Source organism: Acinetobacter sp. XS-4 (assembly GCF_023920705.1).
Taxonomy (GTDB): Bacteria; Pseudomonadota; Gammaproteobacteria; order Pseudomonadales; family Moraxellaceae; genus Acinetobacter.
In genome coordinates, this window is the sequence record NZ_CP094657.1 from 3,984,041 (window position 1) to 3,999,529 (window position 15,489).

Annotated in this window: 17 protein-coding genes; 6 read left to right on the forward strand and 11 right to left on the reverse strand. The window is 40.2% G+C overall.

Going from position 1 to position 15,489, the window contains the following annotated elements:
• Positions 1-11 precede the first annotated feature (11 nt).
• The 7 genes from atpA to MMY79_RS18555 all read right to left on the reverse strand — a co-directional run bounded on the left by atpA (position 12) and on the right by MMY79_RS18555 (position 5,380).
• Positions 12-1,556 carry a F0F1 ATP synthase subunit alpha gene (gene atpA, locus MMY79_RS18525; RefSeq protein WP_002114049.1) on the reverse strand — a complete coding sequence of 515 codons (1,545 nt, stop codon included), beginning with the start codon at positions 1,554-1,556 and terminating at the stop codon, positions 12-14.
• Positions 1,557-1,602: 46 nt separating this feature from the next.
• Positions 1,603-2,139: a F0F1 ATP synthase subunit delta gene (locus MMY79_RS18530; protein ID WP_003655534.1), complete on the reverse strand. Its 537-nt coding sequence runs from the start codon at positions 2,137-2,139 to the stop codon at positions 1,603-1,605.
• Between the two features lie 12 nt (positions 2,140-2,151).
• Complete coding sequence (locus MMY79_RS18535) at positions 2,152-2,622, reverse strand: F0F1 ATP synthase subunit B (protein WP_009387442.1); 471 nt, start codon at positions 2,620-2,622, stop codon at positions 2,152-2,154.
• 38 nt (positions 2,623-2,660) lie between these two features.
• Entirely contained in the window at positions 2,661-2,906 is a 246-nt protein-coding gene (atpE, locus tag MMY79_RS18540) for a F0F1 ATP synthase subunit C (protein WP_000424060.1), read from the reverse strand.
• Positions 2,907-2,991: 85 nt separating this feature from the next.
• Entirely contained in the window at positions 2,992-3,867 is an 876-nt protein-coding gene (gene atpB, locus MMY79_RS18545; protein ID WP_252610830.1) for a F0F1 ATP synthase subunit A, read from the reverse strand.
• 104 nt (positions 3,868-3,971) lie between these two features.
• The gene (locus MMY79_RS18550) at positions 3,972-4,370 is read right to left on the reverse strand and encodes an ATP synthase subunit I (protein ID WP_252610832.1); all 399 of its coding nucleotides are present in this window, start codon (positions 4,368-4,370) and stop codon (positions 3,972-3,974) included.
• 170 nt (positions 4,371-4,540) lie between these two features.
• Complete coding sequence (locus MMY79_RS18555) at positions 4,541-5,380, reverse strand: zinc ABC transporter substrate-binding protein (RefSeq protein ID WP_252610834.1); 840 nt, start codon at positions 5,378-5,380, stop codon at positions 4,541-4,543.
• 127 nt (positions 5,381-5,507) lie between these two features.
• Between MMY79_RS18555 and MMY79_RS18560 the strand changes: the two genes are divergently transcribed.
• Genes MMY79_RS18560 through znuB form a run of 3 tightly spaced genes read left to right on the forward strand, consistent with a single transcriptional unit; the run spans position 5,508 to position 7,579 of the window.
• A complete protein-coding gene (locus MMY79_RS18560; protein ID WP_005309148.1) occupies positions 5,508-6,005 on the forward strand; it encodes a transcriptional repressor in 498 nt (165 codons plus the stop codon).
• Positions 5,978-6,766, forward strand: a complete 789-nt coding sequence (znuC, locus tag MMY79_RS18565) for a zinc ABC transporter ATP-binding protein ZnuC (RefSeq protein ID WP_252610836.1) — start codon at positions 5,978-5,980, stop codon at positions 6,764-6,766. Before MMY79_RS18560 ends, znuC begins: the two co-directional genes overlap by 28 nt.
• Before the next feature lie 3 nt (positions 6,767-6,769).
• Complete coding sequence (znuB, locus tag MMY79_RS18570; RefSeq protein ID WP_004795302.1) at positions 6,770-7,579, forward strand: zinc ABC transporter permease subunit ZnuB; 810 nt, start codon at positions 6,770-6,772, stop codon at positions 7,577-7,579.
• A 1-nt stretch (position 7,580) separates the two neighbouring features.
• On the opposite strand, the gene MMY79_RS18575 is transcribed toward znuB, so the two are convergent.
• Positions 7,581-8,207 (reverse strand): LysE family transporter, encoded by a 627-nt coding sequence (locus MMY79_RS18575; RefSeq protein WP_252610838.1) that lies wholly within the window; start codon positions 8,205-8,207, stop codon positions 7,581-7,583.
• 159 nt (positions 8,208-8,366) lie between these two features.
• Between MMY79_RS18575 and MMY79_RS18580 the strand changes: the two genes are divergently transcribed.
• On the forward strand, positions 8,367-9,287 hold the full coding sequence (locus MMY79_RS18580; protein ID WP_252610840.1) for a Dyp-type peroxidase: 921 nt from the start codon (positions 8,367-8,369) through the stop codon (positions 9,285-9,287).
• Between the two features lie 139 nt (positions 9,288-9,426).
• Here the strand turns inward: MMY79_RS18580 and MMY79_RS18585 are convergent, their stop codons facing one another.
• On the reverse strand, positions 9,427-9,879 hold the full coding sequence (locus MMY79_RS18585) for a hypothetical protein (protein WP_252610842.1): 453 nt from the start codon (positions 9,877-9,879) through the stop codon (positions 9,427-9,429).
• A gap of 88 nt (positions 9,880-9,967) precedes the next feature.
• On the reverse strand, positions 9,968-11,665 hold the full coding sequence (locus tag MMY79_RS18590; protein ID WP_191900737.1) for an NAD-dependent malic enzyme: 1,698 nt from the start codon (positions 11,663-11,665) through the stop codon (positions 9,968-9,970).
• A gap of 496 nt (positions 11,666-12,161) precedes the next feature.
• On the opposite strand from MMY79_RS18590, the gene argS reads away from it, so the two are divergent.
• Entirely contained in the window at positions 12,162-13,952 is a 1,791-nt protein-coding gene (gene argS, locus MMY79_RS18595) for an arginine--tRNA ligase (RefSeq protein ID WP_252610844.1), read from the forward strand.
• 151 nt (positions 13,953-14,103) lie between these two features.
• Positions 14,104-14,718 carry an SPOR domain-containing protein gene (locus MMY79_RS18600; protein ID WP_252610846.1) on the forward strand — a complete coding sequence of 205 codons (615 nt, stop codon included), beginning with the start codon at positions 14,104-14,106 and terminating at the stop codon, positions 14,716-14,718.
• A 38-nt stretch (positions 14,719-14,756) separates the two neighbouring features.
• On the opposite strand, the gene MMY79_RS18605 is transcribed toward MMY79_RS18600, so the two are convergent.
• Complete coding sequence (locus tag MMY79_RS18605) at positions 14,757-15,425, reverse strand: glutathione S-transferase (protein ID WP_252610848.1); 669 nt, start codon at positions 15,423-15,425, stop codon at positions 14,757-14,759.
• Positions 15,426-15,489 lie beyond the last annotated feature (64 nt).

A 15,489-nucleotide genomic window follows, 5' to 3' on the forward strand; every position in this document is an offset into this window, starting at 1 on the left:
TAAAACTGAACTTAGTAAGTTTGAGTCGCTTTAAAGCTTTCAATACCTGCTTTGATTGCTGCTTCGATGTCTTTGTTGTAATCACCAGTTTCATCGATTTGTTTCATCAACGGAGCATATTCAGAGCGGAAGTAAGAAATTAACGCAGCATCAAAGTCTACGATTTTCTTAACTTCTACGTCAGCCATATAGCCTTCGTTAGATGCATAAACAGAAACAGCTTGGTCAGCAATTGAGTAAGGAGCATATTGCTTTTGCTTCATTAACTCAGTTACACGTTGACCATGTTCAAGTTGTTTACGAGTTGCTTCATCAAGGTCAGAAGCGAACTGAGCAAACGCAGCCAATTCACGGTATTGTGCTAAAGCAGTACGGATACCACCAGACAATTTTTTGATGATCTTAGTTTGAGCAGAACCACCAACACGAGATACAGAGATACCCGCGTTCACAGCAGGACGAATACCTGCGTTGAATAATGATGTTTCTAAGAAGATCTGACCGTCAGTAATCGAAATTACGTTCGTTGGTACGAATGCAGATACGTCACCCGCTTGAGTTTCAATAATTGGCAATGCAGTTAAAGAACCAGTTTGACCAGTTACTGCGCCATTAGTGAATTTCTCAACGTAGTCAGCAGATACACGTGAAGCACGTTCAAGAAGACGTGAGTGAAGATAGAATACGTCACCCGGATACGCTTCACGACCTGGTGGACGACGTAAAAGCAATGAAATTTGACGGTAAGCAACTGCTTGCTTAGACAAATCATCATAAATGATAAGAGCATCTTCACCGCGGTCACGGAAGTATTCACCCATTGTACAGCCAGAGTACGGAGCTAAGTACTGCATTGCAGCAGGATCAGCAGCCGCAGCAGCGACAACAGTTGTATACGCCATAGCGCCAGTTTCTTCTAGCTTACGCACAACGTTTGCAATTGTTGATTGTTTTTGACCAATCGCAACGTATACGCATTTAATGCCAGAATTTTTCTGAGCGATAATCGCATCGATCGCCATCGCTGTTTTACCAGTTTGACGGTCACCAATAATCAACTCACGTTGGCCACGGCCAACAGGAATCATTGTATCAACTGATTTATAACCAGTTTGAACAGGCTCATCTACAGATTGACGCCAAATTACACCTGGTGCTACTTTTTCAACAGCATCAGTTAATTTCGCATCAATTGGGCCTTTACCATCAATTGGGTTACCCAAAGCGTCGACAACACGGCCAAGAAGTTCAGGACCAACTGGAACTTCTAATACACGACCTGTACAACGAGCTTTTTGACCTTCTTGAAGGCTTAGGTAGTTACCTAAAACAACGGCACCCACTGAATCCTGTTCTAGGTTCAGTGCCATACCAAATAAGCCGCCGTCGAATTCGATCATTTCACCGTACATTGCATCAGCAAGACCGTGAATGCGCACGATACCGTCGGATACCATAACAATGGTACCTTCGTTTTTAGCGGTCGCGCTGGTGTCCAGATCTCCGATACGCTGTTTAATGAGCGCACTGATCTCGGATGGATTCAGTTGTTGCATTGCGCTATTCCTCAATCTTTTATTAGTTCAGTCTTCATCATTTGCATTATGCAAGAAGACGAGTACGCATTTTTTCAAGCTTGTTAAGCGCAGAATCATCTATCACTTGATCGCCTGCACGAATTACAACACCTGCAATAAGCTCAGGTTTAACTTCAACTGAAACAGTTACAGTACTGTTAAAACGCTTTTCTAAAGCAGATTTCAACAGTTGTTCTTGTTCAGCAGTTAATGGGAAAGCCGATTCAATCACGACATCCACATTGTTGTTATTCTGTGATTTAAGCTGTTCATATTCTGCTTCAATTTCAGGTAACAACATTAAACGATCGTTATCTGCAAGAAGTGTCAAAAAGTTAGACACTGCTTGAGATTGATCTTCACCTAAAACTTTAGCAAAAAGCTTCACTTGCTCCACAGGAGTAAGTTCAGGGCGATTTAAATAAGCGGAAAATGCTTCGTCTTGCACCGCAGCACTGAGCACTTGTAACGCATTCGACCAATTGTCTGTTGCACCTTGCTCAGAAGCATAAGCAAATGCTGCTTTGGCATACGGACGTGCCAACGTCAAGAGTTCAGCCATGATTCGCCTCTCTTAAAGTTTAGCAGCCAGCTGTGACAGCATGGCATTATGAGCATCTGCGTCAACTTGCTGGTTCAGGATTTTTTCTGCGCCAGTTACTGCCAAGGCAGCTACTTGTTGACGTAATTCTTCGCGAGCAGAATTGATTTCTTGATCAACAGCTTCTTTAGCCTGTTGACGAATACGCTCACCTTCAGCCGCAGCTTGAGTACGCGCTTCTTCGATCAATTGTGCTGCACGACGGTTCGCTTGTTCGATCAATTGAGCCGCTTGTGCTTTAGCTGCATCAAGCTCTTGCTTTACTTGCGATTGTGCATCGGCAAGATCAGCTTTCGCTTTTTCTGCTGCATTTAAGCCATCAGCAATTTTACGCTGACGCTCACTAATCGCATTGATTAGTGGTGGCCAAACAAACTTCATGCAGAATGCAACAAAGCATGCAAACGCAATCGCTTGACCAATCAATGTGAGGTTGATATTCATTGCAATTCCTCAAATAGTGGATTTAGGAATTAAGATGATTAACCTACAAATGGATTAGCGAAGATGAAGAACAAGCCAATACCAACACCGATCATAGGCACAGCATCAAGAAGACCCGCGATTAAGAACATACGAGTTTGAAGTTGTGGAGCCAATTCTGGTTGACGAGCTACAGCTTCTAGAAAGCGACCACCCAAAAGACCAAAACCAATCGCAGTACCTAAAGCACCGAAAGCGATCAAGATAGCAGATGCAATTGCAACTAGACCTAAAGTGAGTTCCATGAAAAATTCCTCAGAGGTTAGGTTATTACCAAATTAAATTAAAAAAAATTCAGCCCAACCATCGTTTGATAGTTAGGCAATACCATTAATGTTTTTCGCTTGCCATGCTCAAGTAAACGATGGTAAGCATCATAAAGATGAATGCCTGCAACGTGATTACAAGAATGTGGAAGATCGCCCAAGGCACAGACAACGCCCATTGAATCCAGAACGGCAATAAAGCAATTAGGATAAAGATCAACTCACCGGCATACATGTTACCGAATAGTCGGAGAGCTAATGAAATCGGACGAGCAAGGAATGTTACCAATTCCAAAATCAAGTTCACTGGAATAAGCAACGCTTTTGCAACTGGATTACTTGGGTTAAATGGGTTAAGTGCCAATTCACCTACGAAACCACTAACACCCTTTTCGCGGATGCTGTAGAACAAGATAAGTACAAATACAGATAAAGACATACCTAAAGTAATGTTTGGATCTGTAGATGGAACGATCTTGAAGTAAACGTGGTGAGGGTTCATACCAAATACGTTTGCACCTACAAACGCTGCAACTTGAGGAATCCAGTCAACTGGGATCAAGTCCATTAAGTTCATGAGGAAAATCCACACGAAAATAGTGAGTGCAAGCGGAGCGATTAAACGTGATTTGCCATGAAAAGTATCACGGACACTTGAGTCAACAAACTCGATGATCATTTCAATTGCAGACTGGAATTTAGTTGGAACACCTGCATTAGCAGCTTTCGCAACGATCCAGAACATCAAACAGAAAATAACACCAAGGCCAATTGACCAACCCATTGAATCCAAGTGAATTGCAGTGAACCCCATCGAATGAGCTTCTTCAGCAGTCTCAGCCAATTTCCATGTACCGTCTGGCATTTTGCCATAGGTCATATTGGTCAAGTGATGCTTGATATACTCTGTCGAAGTGAGGGCATGTTCTTCAGCAGCCATAAATCACACCTGGTCAATGTCAATTACTAAAAAGAAGGGTTACGAACATCGGCGTACTGTCGATATCTCGCCACCCTCCAAAAAATCTTCAATTCTTCTTGTTTCTACACCCGTTTTTGTTGACGTGACACCCAAAACGGAGCGACCCACGACATTGCCTGAACGAGAATAAAACCAAACAGCAATGCTAACGGTGATAAAGGTTTAACATTGCTCAAAATCAAAATAAATCCAACGATCATGATTGCAAATTTGCCTAACATGCCCCTATACATGTTAGACAGCACTTGTTTTGATGCTCTCGCACCTGCTGTTCTGAAGGATTGCCAAGAGAAATAACCCATAGCAAGCCAGCAAACCAGTGCACCAAGTGCCGCACTTAATGCTGCTGTCATGTCTTTTATGCTCCACGCCACGAGGGCGGAAACAGGGATCATACATGCTTGTAAGAAGACCAAAGCTTTTGCTAATCGTCGGTCAATCAAGCGACTAGTTCGGCTCATTATTTATCCACTCACAGCATAAATGCTTGACAAGTTTAGCTGATGATCGCTTTTAATCGCAGGCATTATAGAGTTACACCCCTGAACATGCAATCTTTTCCCGACTTTAGTCGGGGTTTTTCATGACAGGTGGTGCTGACGCTACAGTCAGCCTTTGTTTATTTTTTATCTTACTTTTGCGTACTTAATACACATTTATCTGTTTTTATAGCCAGTTTCTTCCATGCAGTGACGAAATCATCCTCGTTATTCATGCTCTCGTCTACAGGCTGAAAAGTAATGTTACCTAATTTTTGATACTGACTTTTAGTGGTAAAACTTTCCGCCAACAAACACATCTGATCTTTTGGTCGATTATCATTAAGATACTTAATTTGAGCTGCTGTTGGTGCAACATGAGGATCATCTGTCAAAGCACCTGCAAACTTTAAGTTTAAAGAGCGTTCTAAATATTGATAGGCATCATGATATGACCAATATGGCTTACCATTACTTGTACTGTCATAAGCTTGTGCTGCCTGAAACATTTTGCGAGCAAAGATATTGGCATTATTCCAATATTTTGCCTTATTTTCAGGATGCTGCTGAGAACGTAAAGCTGCAATAAAGAAACCGATTCGAACCGCATTGTTAGGTTCTAACCACACATGGGTATCTACTGTATTAGGTAAAGCCGCACCGCGTGTACTACGCAGAGGTAAAATAGAAACTATGCCACTATCTAATAAGGCAATTGCTTTCTTATTATTACCTAACAATTTATTTAGAGGTGCTTCATGAGCCTTCCCCAACCAGATCACCAATGATGCATCATTAATTGCTTTACGGTGCGCTGGGGTTAATTGTACGTCATGCCCAGTTTGTCCCTTTAATAAGAGTTGTGGTTCTTCAACACCTTGAGTGACTTCTTTTGCAATCAGATAGATCGGGTGTGTAGAAACCACCAAACCCTGACTCCACCCTAACGTACTCAAAAGAGAGAACATACTGAAAACAAAAAAACGGAACATGACAGACCATCAATTTAAATTAGCTCGAAGCATGTTATAATATAACAAAGTTACAAAAATACCTAAGATTAATCGAATGAAGCATCGCTTCATGCTAATATTCCGTTAAAAATTCGAGGTTATTTCTATGAGTTCCTGCTCGCATGAACATCATGATTCTTTGCATGGTGTGCATGATCACCATAATGTCGCAAACCGTTTAGCTGAAGCAGAAAATTTATGTTCTGCGACTGGCGCACGACTTACGCCTTTGCGCAAAGAAGTTTTGGAACTCATTTTAAATGCTTCAGGTCCAATGGGCGCCTATGACTTACTCGCACGTATAAAAAGTCAAACTGATCGCCCGGCTGCTCCTCCAACTGTATATAGAACTTTAGATTTTTTATTAGAAAAAGGTTTGATCCATCGCCTAACTTCTATTAATGCCTATATTCCCTGTTGCCACCCTCGCGAAGGCCACCAAGCAGCATTCCTAATTTGCACCGAATGTCACATGGTTAAAGAAGCCTCTTCTCAAGGTTTAACTCACCAGCTTGACCAACTTGCAGCGTCAGATGAGTTCGTGGCTCAACACAGCATTATTGAAATTTCGGGGAAATGCCAACAGTGCCGCACAACTCGTTAGATCCGGTATTAATTCAGCTTGAGCAGGTTTCTGTTCATCGTGATAGTCGGGAAATTTTAAAAAAGGTTGATTTTGCTCTACATCAAAACGAAATTGTGTCTTTGATCGGACCAAATGGTGCTGGTAAATCAACACTGATTAAAGTTCTACTTGGTATTCTCCAGCCGAGCAGTGGACGCATTATTAATTATAAAAAACTCAAAATGGCGTATGTGCCACAAAAATTCAATCCTTCACACAGCCTGCCTTTACGTGTTCAGGATCTACTTGATTTAGAAAAATGTACCCCTGCCCTGCGTCAGGAAATTATTCAAGACACCGGTATCTCAAAGTTACAACAATCAAAAGTACAACAACTTTCCGGTGGTGAACGCCAACGCGTACTACTAGCGCGTGCACTACTTCGCCAACCAGATATTTTAGTTCTTGATGAACCGATGCAAGGCTTAGATATTCAGTCTGAAGCAGAACTTTATGAGTATGTCCGTAGTCTGCCGGAACGATATGGCTGTGCGATCTTAATTGTTTCCCATGACTTACAATGGGTGATGGAAGGAACACACCGTGTAGTATGTTTAAATAAGCATATTTGCTGTAGTGGGCTACCTGAAAATATTCAACAACATCCTGAATATCAGGCTATCTTTGGAACTCAACGAGTTTTCTATCAACATCATCATGATCATTGTGCTCACGGTGATGCAGCACACCCCTGCCCTCATAACGACCGTCCACACATCCACCCAGAACCGGAAGCTTAAGCCATGATGGAATGGTTACAATTATTGTTGCCCGCATGGATTATGGGAACCTTGCTGGTGTTTTTAACCGCACCTCTTGGTTGTCTAATGCTGTGGAGACGCATGTCTTTTTTTGCTGACACCATGGCACACGGTACATTACTTGGGGTTGCTATCGCAGGTGCTTTAAGTCTTCCTCTTTGGCTTGGTGTTGCAGGCACTGCTGTTTTACTAGTCGCAATTTTATGGGCCCTGCATGATAATCGTTTACCCAATGATGCGCTCTTAGCCTTATGTTCAGCGACATTACTCTGTAGCGGTTTATTGTTTATTCAACATGTTCCAAGTTTAAGACCAGAACTTTTAAGTTATTTATTTGGCGACTTGCTCAGCATTGATTGGCCCGACTTACCTGTTTTCACTTTAATTATTGCGCTATCACTCGCAATTCTTTACCGCTTTTGGCAGCCGCAAATACAGTTTGCAATTGATCCGGACATTGCAATTAGTGAAGGGGTAAATGCGAACTGGCAACGTCTTATTTTCATGCTTTTATTGGCTTTATTTACTGTCTTAGCTTTGCGTGCTGTAGGTTCTTTGCTTATGGGTGCCTTACTGGTAATACCTGCTTTAAGCGCCCGCTTACTAGCAAATTCACCAAAGCAAATGGTCGTTTGGGCGTTCGTGTTAGCCCAGCTTGGGGTAAGTGTGGGGCTATGGTCAAGCGCAGCGCTCAATATCTCTACAGGCTTGAGTATTGTTTTATGTATGGCATTAACTTTCGCTGTTATTTTTATAACTCAAAAGCTAAAAAATCAAACACAGGCGGCCTAAATTAGGACGCCTGATGAACTGTACTTAATAATAAAGCCGCACAACTAAACATCACAGCAAAACCACGATTCAAATATTTTTGCTGTTTAGGGGAGCGAAGTAATCTTAGAACCTTTGATGCTAGCCCTGTATATCCAGCCATTACAATCAAATCAATCGTAATCATTGTTACAGCCATAATCAGGTACTGTATCCACTGGGGCTTACCCAAATCTAGAAACTGGGGTAAAACAGCCAATAGAAATACAATCGCTTTGGGATTACTAATATTGACTACAAAGCCATTTAGCAATAGCGCAAATACAGATTTATCTCTTTTTTCTTGTTGGATTTCTATATCTTTTACAGGTGCCGTCCACTGTAAATAAGCAAGATATAACAAATAAACCACACCAAACCATTTAACAAACTGAAAAGCCAAAGGTGTCGTTGCAAATAAAACGCCTACACCTGCCGCCACCACCATAATTTGAAGTAGTAAAGCAATTTGTAAACCTATTGCGTTCCAATATCCATGCCTAAAACCATAGTTTAGACCACTCGACATTGAAGCAATTGCTCCCGCACCCGGTGAGATACTAATTACCCAACAGGCCAACATATAAGCAAACCAAACTTGCAGAGACATAGTGAAAAATAGACTATAAAAGTGGAATTATACTGTTTTATAAAGCTATCTTAGTCAGAATTCAAACAATAAAATCAAGAAATAGACTACTAACAGCTCTTCGCATCAGGCACAATAATTCAAGCTCATACCAAATTATAATTGAGGAGATACCTTCCAATGACTGCTCAATCTGTCATTTTACCATTGCCATCAGATCATGCTCGTTTCATTGTTCTTCGTTTAAAAGACTTATCAATTGATGAATTAAAAAAACAAATTGAAGCTTTATTTGAAGCACGTGACCGCCTCATGACTCAGCATTCTGATGCTCAAATTAAAACAGCAGTCGCTTTTGGTCCCGAACTATGGAAACAGCTCTATTCGCAAATTCCTGTAGGATTTAAACAGCTTGAGCCAGAACAAGGTGCATTCAATATGCCAGCTGTGCCAGCAGATGTGCTTATTCACATTGCCAGCATGCGCTCTGATATTTGTTTTGCATTAAGCCAAGCGTTTTTTGAAGGTATTAAAGATCAAGTCGAAGTTCTTGATGAACGTGTTTGCTTCCGCTATTTCGATGGTCGAGATATGACAGGTTTTATAGACGGCACGGAAAATCCTCAGTTCCCAGATGACCGTGCAGAAACAGCTCTTCTAGCCGAAGAGGCTGGAGTATTTGCCGATGGTAGTTTCATTTTCGCGCAGCGCTATGCTCATGATTTAGAAAAATGGAAAAAATTGAAAGTTGATGCGCAAGAAAATGTTATGGGTCGCACCAAACTTGAATCTATTGAATTAGATGATGACGTTAAACCAGAAAATGCCCATGTTGCCCGCACTGTTGTTGAAGATGATGAAGGCGAAGAAATGGAAATCTTGCGTCATAGCCTTCCTTATGGCGATGGTCGAGGCGATCAGGGCTTATTTTTCATTGCCTATACTAAAGACCTCAGCATTATTGATGCCATGTTAAAGCGTATGTTCGGTACAAGTGGAGATGGTATTCACGACCGCCTATTACACTTCGTGACACCACTTGATGGTGCTTATTACTTTGCACCTAGTGAAGAATTACTAGAAGAAATTCTAGAAGGGTAAAATTTAAAAAAAGTAGCTATCAAGGTAGCTACTTTTTTATTTCAGACCGAAGAGAGGTAAAATAAATACGTTGTCATTTTATATAGATATTATGGATCTCTCGCACAAATCAATAAAAATAAGATCTTAAAACAGCAACCTATGGTGCGTTAGAGTTTCTTATTTCCAGCATTTCATTACAATCTTTAGAAGTTGAATAAACAAAAATTCGTTTGTCTTGATTCTCCAATAAAATGGCATCTTTATCTGCACCAAAGGCATTCTTGGAAATATCACATTTATAAGCTGATAATTTGAAATTCTTTACGACTTCGCACTTTGGTTCAGCAACTGCCTCATCGAAACCATACCATTCTGTAATATTTGGATTTGAACAAGAAATTTGAGCTATTTGATCAGCTTCTTTTGTTTTAATTGCACTCTCTTTCTTTTCACTTACAGGTAAAGCCTTACTTACAGCAGAATGTGATTTATTCGCCTCCGTCTGCACCACACCAGATTCATGATTAGAATCATTTTGCATTTTATGCGGATCTTTATCACTACAAGCCATTAAAGCGCCTATAAAAATTAAAATATAAATATTCTTCATGAAAAAGTTCTCATAATTATGTTTTATTGAAACTGAGACATATTAATAAAAAAGAGGAGCTTAAGCTCCTCTTTTTACACTCTCATTTTTAGAAAGGAATACGTTTATATTTGCGGTATTCAGGTTTCCAGAATGATTGATCAATTTTCTGTTTCAGCAAATCATCACTAATCGTTACAGCTACACCATCAGCCATAGCTGCTTTCGCAACTTCAAACGCAATAACCCTAGAAACTTGTTGAATTTCACCTAACGGCGGTAACAAATCAGCTTGTGGATCTTTAAGCAATGGAGAACAATTTGCTAAAGCACTACTTGATGCCATTAACATATTTTCGGTCACACGCTTAGCGCCCGATGCAATCACGCCTAAGCCAATGCCTGGGAAAATGTACGAGTTATTACACTGCGAAATATTGTAAAGTTTGCCGTGATGATTCACAGGAGCAAACGGGCTACCTGTTGCAATTAATGCTTTACCTTCAGTCCACTCCACAATATCAGCTGGTACAGCTTCAACACGTGAAGTTGGGTTAGACAACGGCATAACAATTGGACGTTCACAATTTGCAGCTAAAGTCTTAATGATTTCTTCTGTGAACAAACCTGGCTGACCAGAAACACCAATTAACACTGTAGGCTTAGCATTTTTAACAACATCAAGCAGTGAAATCACTTCTTCAATATTGCCCCACTGATCAACCACCTCAGCTTTTTGCGCCAACTTACGCTGGAAGTCGAGCAAGTTTGGTTGATTCTCAGTGATCAAACCAAAACGGTCTACCATATAAACGCGAGCACGTGCTTCTGCATCAGTTAGACCTTCGGCAACCATTTGAGCAACAATTTGCTCTGCAATACCACAACCTGCCGAACCTGCGCCTAAGAAAGCAATTTTCTGATCTTTTAATTGCTTGCCCGCTGCACGACTCGCAGCAATCAAACTACCAACCGATACCGCCGCTGTTCCTTGAATATCATCGTTAAAACAGCAAATTTTATCGCGATATTTTTCTAAAAGTGGCATCGCATTTTTTTGTGCGAAATCTTCAAACTGAATTAATGCTTTTGGCCAACGACGCTTCACAGCATCAATCACCATATCTACAAATGCGTAATATTCATCGCCACTAATACGTGGCTGACGCCAGCCCATATAGATCGGATCATTTAACAGTTGTGGGTTATTCGTTCCTACATCAATTGTGATTGGTAATGTATAAGCTGGACTAATCCCACCACAAGCCGTGTAAAGCGAAAGTTTTCCAATAGGAATTCCCATTCCGCCAATACCTTGGTCACCAAGACCTAAAATACGTTCACCATCAGTAATCACGATGACTTTTACATTATTTTTATTTACGTTCTGCAAAATATCATCAATCACATCACGATCTGGATATGAAATAAAAACACCACGATGACGACGATAGATATCAGAGAAGCGCTGACATGCCTCACCTACTGTTGGGGTGTAAATAATCGGCATCATTTCTTCAAGATGATTTTCGATTAGGTGATAGAACAAGGTTTCATTAGTATCTTGGATATTACGCAGATAGATATGTCGATTGATATCATCAGTGAAAGCGCAATATTGTTGATAAGAGCGCTGGCTCTGCTCTTCAATAGTTTCAATAATATGGGGGAGTAAACCGTGTAAGTTAAAGTTACTTCTTTCCTCTTCAGTGAAAGCCGAACCTTTATTTAAAAGTGGTAACTCTAAAAGTGTAAAACCTGCATATGGAATATAAAGGGGGTGTTTACTTGGGTGTCCTGATATCATTGCCTATCTCATTTTCCAGCTTAGAGTAGAGAAAAACACGTTTTTGTATGGTCTCTAAAACTCTTTGTGCGTATAAGCTTAAGCCTAATTCCTTCAAAATAGATATTTTAAACTGTGATGTTAAAATTAAAGACTATTTAGTTAAAACATATATAAAAATAAACAATAAATATCAACATCTTAATAATTTTAAGTTTTCATAAAATCTTTTATTCTCTTAAATTTAAAAGCCTAAACCATATATTTTAATACTACTAGATATTTTCTCAGGAAATAATAGTAGGTTTTCGGCATAATTTCCCGATTAAAAAGCCACAGAAGGCTTGTATTTATTTGTTTTTATAATAATGAGATAGTCCACCCCGCAATATTCATTAAAAAAATAATACTCAGTAAGTTGCACAAAAAGAATTACTGGAATATTAAATCCACTCCCCTAACGCATAGGAAATTTGCTATATTTGACGTTTTTCTGCGACATCTATTTTCGATTGATATGAATACGGCAATACAAGCAGCTCTCGACCATGCAGTGCAAAACCTTCAACAAGAAGGCGTGCTTCCTTCCGACTGGAATAACACAAGCAACTTAACGCGCACCAAAGACCGAAGCCATGGCGACTTTGCTTCTAATATTGCCATGATCGGCTCGAAAGCTGCTGGTATGAAACCACGTGATTTAGCTGAGAAAGTTCTAGCTGCATTACCAGAAGTAGCAGATATCAGTAAAGCTGAAATCGCAGGACCTGGTTTTATTAACTTCTTTTTAAATGCAGATCAACGCTTTGCTATTCTTGACCAGATTCAAGCACAAAAAGAAATTTTTGGTCGCAGTCAGGCAAACGCAGCGAAAAAGATTCAAGTCGAATTCGTTTCTGCAAACCCAACGTCTAGTCTACATGTAGGACATGGCCGTGGCGCTGCATATGGTATGACTGTTGCCACGTTACTTGAAGCAACTGGTGCTAAAGTTGACCGTGAATACTATGTGAATGATGCTGGCCGTCAAATGGATATTTTGGCGACTTCTACTTATTTACGTTATTTAGAATTACTTGGTCAAAACCTTGTATTTCCAAAAAATGCTTATCAAGGCGATTACGTTAAAGAAATCGCACAGACTATTATTGATAAAGATGGCGATGCCTACCTTCGTGACGTGGCTGATGTCTATAAAGATGTGCCAGAAGACGTACAATATGCAGAAGAACTAGATAGCGATGGCAATAAAGTCGTTTTATCTGGCGACAAAGAAAAACATATTGATGGTCTTATTGCCAATTCACAACAATTACTAGGTGAAGGCTACCGTGTATTCCATCAAGCTGCTCTTCATGCCATTTTAGATGATATTAAAGATGACCTTGCTGATTTCGGTGTAACTTTCAATCAATGGTTTAGTGAAGCGTCTCTTAGTGCAAAAATTGATGAAGCGTTAGAAACACTTGATCAACGCGGCTTCCTTTATGAAAAAGATGGCAACATCTGGTTTAAATCAACTGAATTTGGTGATGAAAAAGATCGTGTTGTTAAACGTCGTAATGGCCAAACTACATATTTCGCATCAGATATTGCATATCACTTAAATAAACTACAACGTGGTTATACCGACCTAATCGATATTTGGGGTTCTGACCACCACGGCTATATTTCTCGCGTAAAAGCAGCAATTGATGCAATGGGTTACGACTCTAAAAAATTGACTGTACTTTTAGTTCAGTTCGTAAGTTTATGGCGTGGCGGCGAGATGGTTCAAATGTCTTCTCGTTCAGGCCAGTTCGTGACTTTACGTGACTTACGCAAAGAAGTAGGTAATGACGCGGCTCGTTTCTACTACGTAATGCGTAAGAGCGAACAACACATTGACTTCGACCTTGACCTTGCTGTTTCACAAAGTAAAGACAATGCTGTGTATTACATCCAATATGCACATGCACGTATTTGCCGCATGCTAGAAAAAGCAGCAAGCACAAACTTACAATTCGATATAAACACTGCCCGCCCACATGCAGCACGCTTGTCTCTTGATGCTGAAACTGAGATTCTTGCTAAATTGGCAGCTTATCCAGACGCAGTATTGCGAGCTGCAAATGCGTATGAACCACATCAGGTGGGTAACTACTTAAAAGAATTAGCTGCCTTGTTCCACGCTTGGTACAATGAACATAAAGTATTAAGCGATGATGCTGAGCTTACACAAGCACGTTTATTACTTTCAATCAATGTACAACAAGTGTTGCACAATGGTTTAGAATTGCTTGGTGTATCTGCACCAGAATCTATGTAAAAATAATATTGCATGGCAATAAATAAAGGTCATGCAATATAGTAAGCAGTGGTTTGTAGAGTTAAAATAGCTCATACGAGCCACTGTTTCAGCATCGTAATACGAGATCAAACTCGAATTAAAACAATCAAAATACAGAGGAATAATCCACGTGTTTGGCAAAACGCAACGCGGTGTATCTGAAAGACCTAACAAGCCTAAAAAGCCCCTAATTCCTAAATGGTTAGGGACACTTGTCGCTATTTTGGCGGTCTTATGTATCGCTGTAATGCTTATGCTTTGGAAACCTTGGCAACCTGTTCCCGCAAAAAATCAGATTACCTCTGAGCACTATCAAGAAGAAGATACCAATAAAGACTACCGTTTTTACGATCTATTGCCTCAACAGCAAGTAACACCTATTCCTGAACAAGCGATTCCTGAAAGCAAAAATCAAGGTACAGCCATGATTGTTGAGGCACCAAGTGCAGCTCAACCAGCAGCTTCAGAAAGTGCAGGAATTGATACTAACCCATCAGCCACCGCTCCTCAGCAGCCTACCTATATTTTACAGGTTCGCAGCTATAACGACCCCGATCAGGCCGATGCTCGCCGTGCAGAAATTATTTTGAATGGCTTATCTGCAGATGTAGTCAAAAGTAGTGAAAATGGGCAAATATGGTACCGTGTTATTTCAGGCCCTTATGACTCCCAAGATGCTGCATTGGCTGCTCAACAGACCTTACAACACAGTGGCATTGACTCTATTGTGATCAAACGCAAGTAAAGCAAATAAAAAAGGAACAAGTAATTGTTCCTTTTCTTTTAAATATCAGCACAATTCCTTTCATTAGAACCCACTCCCTTTTGTTTCGCTTTCTGGAACGCAGGTCTTTGCTGAATACGATGTAAAAAAGCCTGAATATTAGGGTATTTCCCTTGCAAACGTGATTGCAAAGCTTCCAGTGGGAAACTCATTTGAATATCAGCAAATGAAAAATCGCCTGCGAAATATTCATGCTCTGCCAAATAGTTTTCTAAAAAACTAATATGATCTTTCATACGTGGGCGGACAAAATTTGCCTTCACCCCTTCCGTGATTCTTTTTGCTACTGGTTGAATTAACCATGGCACATGCTTGTTTACACTATTCATGACCAAAGTCATGACTAATAGTGGCATAAGTGAGCCTTCTGCATAGTGCATCCAGTAAATATACTGCTGTAAATCTTGGGGCTGTGTAGGTTTAAATTGTTGCTTCTGATCGTAACGCTGTTGTAGATATTCCAAAATCACAGCAGATTCTGCGATGACTTGCTCATCATCAGTCAAAATCGGAGCTTTACCTAAAGGATGAATACATTTCAATGTTTCTGGAGCGGAATAGTTAGGTAAGCGTTGATAATAATGAATATCATAATCTAAGCTTAACTCTTCTAAAGCCCATAAAATTCGAAACGATCGCGAACATTCCAGGTGGTGTACACTAATCATGTTATTGCCTGCTTTTATTTTTCTTTTTACATAAAAAACAGCATGTGAACATGCTGTTTTATTC

Excerpts from the sequence above, each read along its gene's own strand:
- MMY79_RS18550 (WP_252610832.1), bottom strand. The coding sequence starts at position 4,370 with ATGAGCCGAACTAGTCGCTTGATTGACCGACGATTAGCAAAAGCTTTG.
- MMY79_RS18555 (WP_252610834.1), bottom strand. The coding sequence starts at position 5,380 with ATGTTCCGTTTTTTTGTTTTCAGTATGTTCTCTCTTTTGAGTACGTTA.
- MMY79_RS18590 (WP_191900737.1), bottom strand. The coding sequence starts at position 11,665 with ATGATATCAGGACACCCAAGTAAACACCCCCTTTATATTCCATATGCA.
- atpB (WP_252610830.1), bottom strand. The coding sequence starts at position 3,867 with ATGGCTGCTGAAGAACATGCCCTCACTTCGACAGAGTATATCAAGCAT.
- MMY79_RS18530 (WP_003655534.1), bottom strand. The coding sequence starts at position 2,139 with ATGGCTGAACTCTTGACGTTGGCACGTCCGTATGCCAAAGCAGCATTT.
- MMY79_RS18575 (WP_252610838.1), bottom strand. The coding sequence starts at position 8,207 with ATGTCTCTGCAAGTTTGGTTTGCTTATATGTTGGCCTGTTGGGTAATT.
- MMY79_RS18560 (WP_005309148.1), top strand. The coding sequence starts at position 5,508 with ATGAGTTCCTGCTCGCATGAACATCATGATTCTTTGCATGGTGTGCAT.
- argS (WP_252610844.1), top strand. The coding sequence starts at position 12,162 with ATGAATACGGCAATACAAGCAGCTCTCGACCATGCAGTGCAAAACCTT.
- MMY79_RS18580 (WP_252610840.1), top strand. The coding sequence starts at position 8,367 with ATGACTGCTCAATCTGTCATTTTACCATTGCCATCAGATCATGCTCGT.
- znuB (WP_004795302.1), top strand. The coding sequence starts at position 6,770 with ATGATGGAATGGTTACAATTATTGTTGCCCGCATGGATTATGGGAACC.
- MMY79_RS18535 (WP_009387442.1), bottom strand. The coding sequence starts at position 2,622 with ATGAATATCAACCTCACATTGATTGGTCAAGCGATTGCGTTTGCATGC.
- MMY79_RS18605 (WP_252610848.1), bottom strand. The coding sequence starts at position 15,425 with ATGATTAGTGTACACCACCTGGAATGTTCGCGATCGTTTCGAATTTTA.
- atpE (WP_000424060.1), bottom strand. The coding sequence starts at position 2,906 with ATGGAACTCACTTTAGGTCTAGTTGCAATTGCATCTGCTATCTTGATC.
- MMY79_RS18585 (WP_252610842.1), bottom strand. The coding sequence starts at position 9,879 with ATGAAGAATATTTATATTTTAATTTTTATAGGCGCTTTAATGGCTTGT.
- znuC (WP_252610836.1), top strand. The coding sequence starts at position 5,978 with ATGCCAACAGTGCCGCACAACTCGTTAGATCCGGTATTAATTCAGCTT.
- atpA (WP_002114049.1), bottom strand. The coding sequence starts at position 1,556 with ATGCAACAACTGAATCCATCCGAGATCAGTGCGCTCATTAAACAGCGT.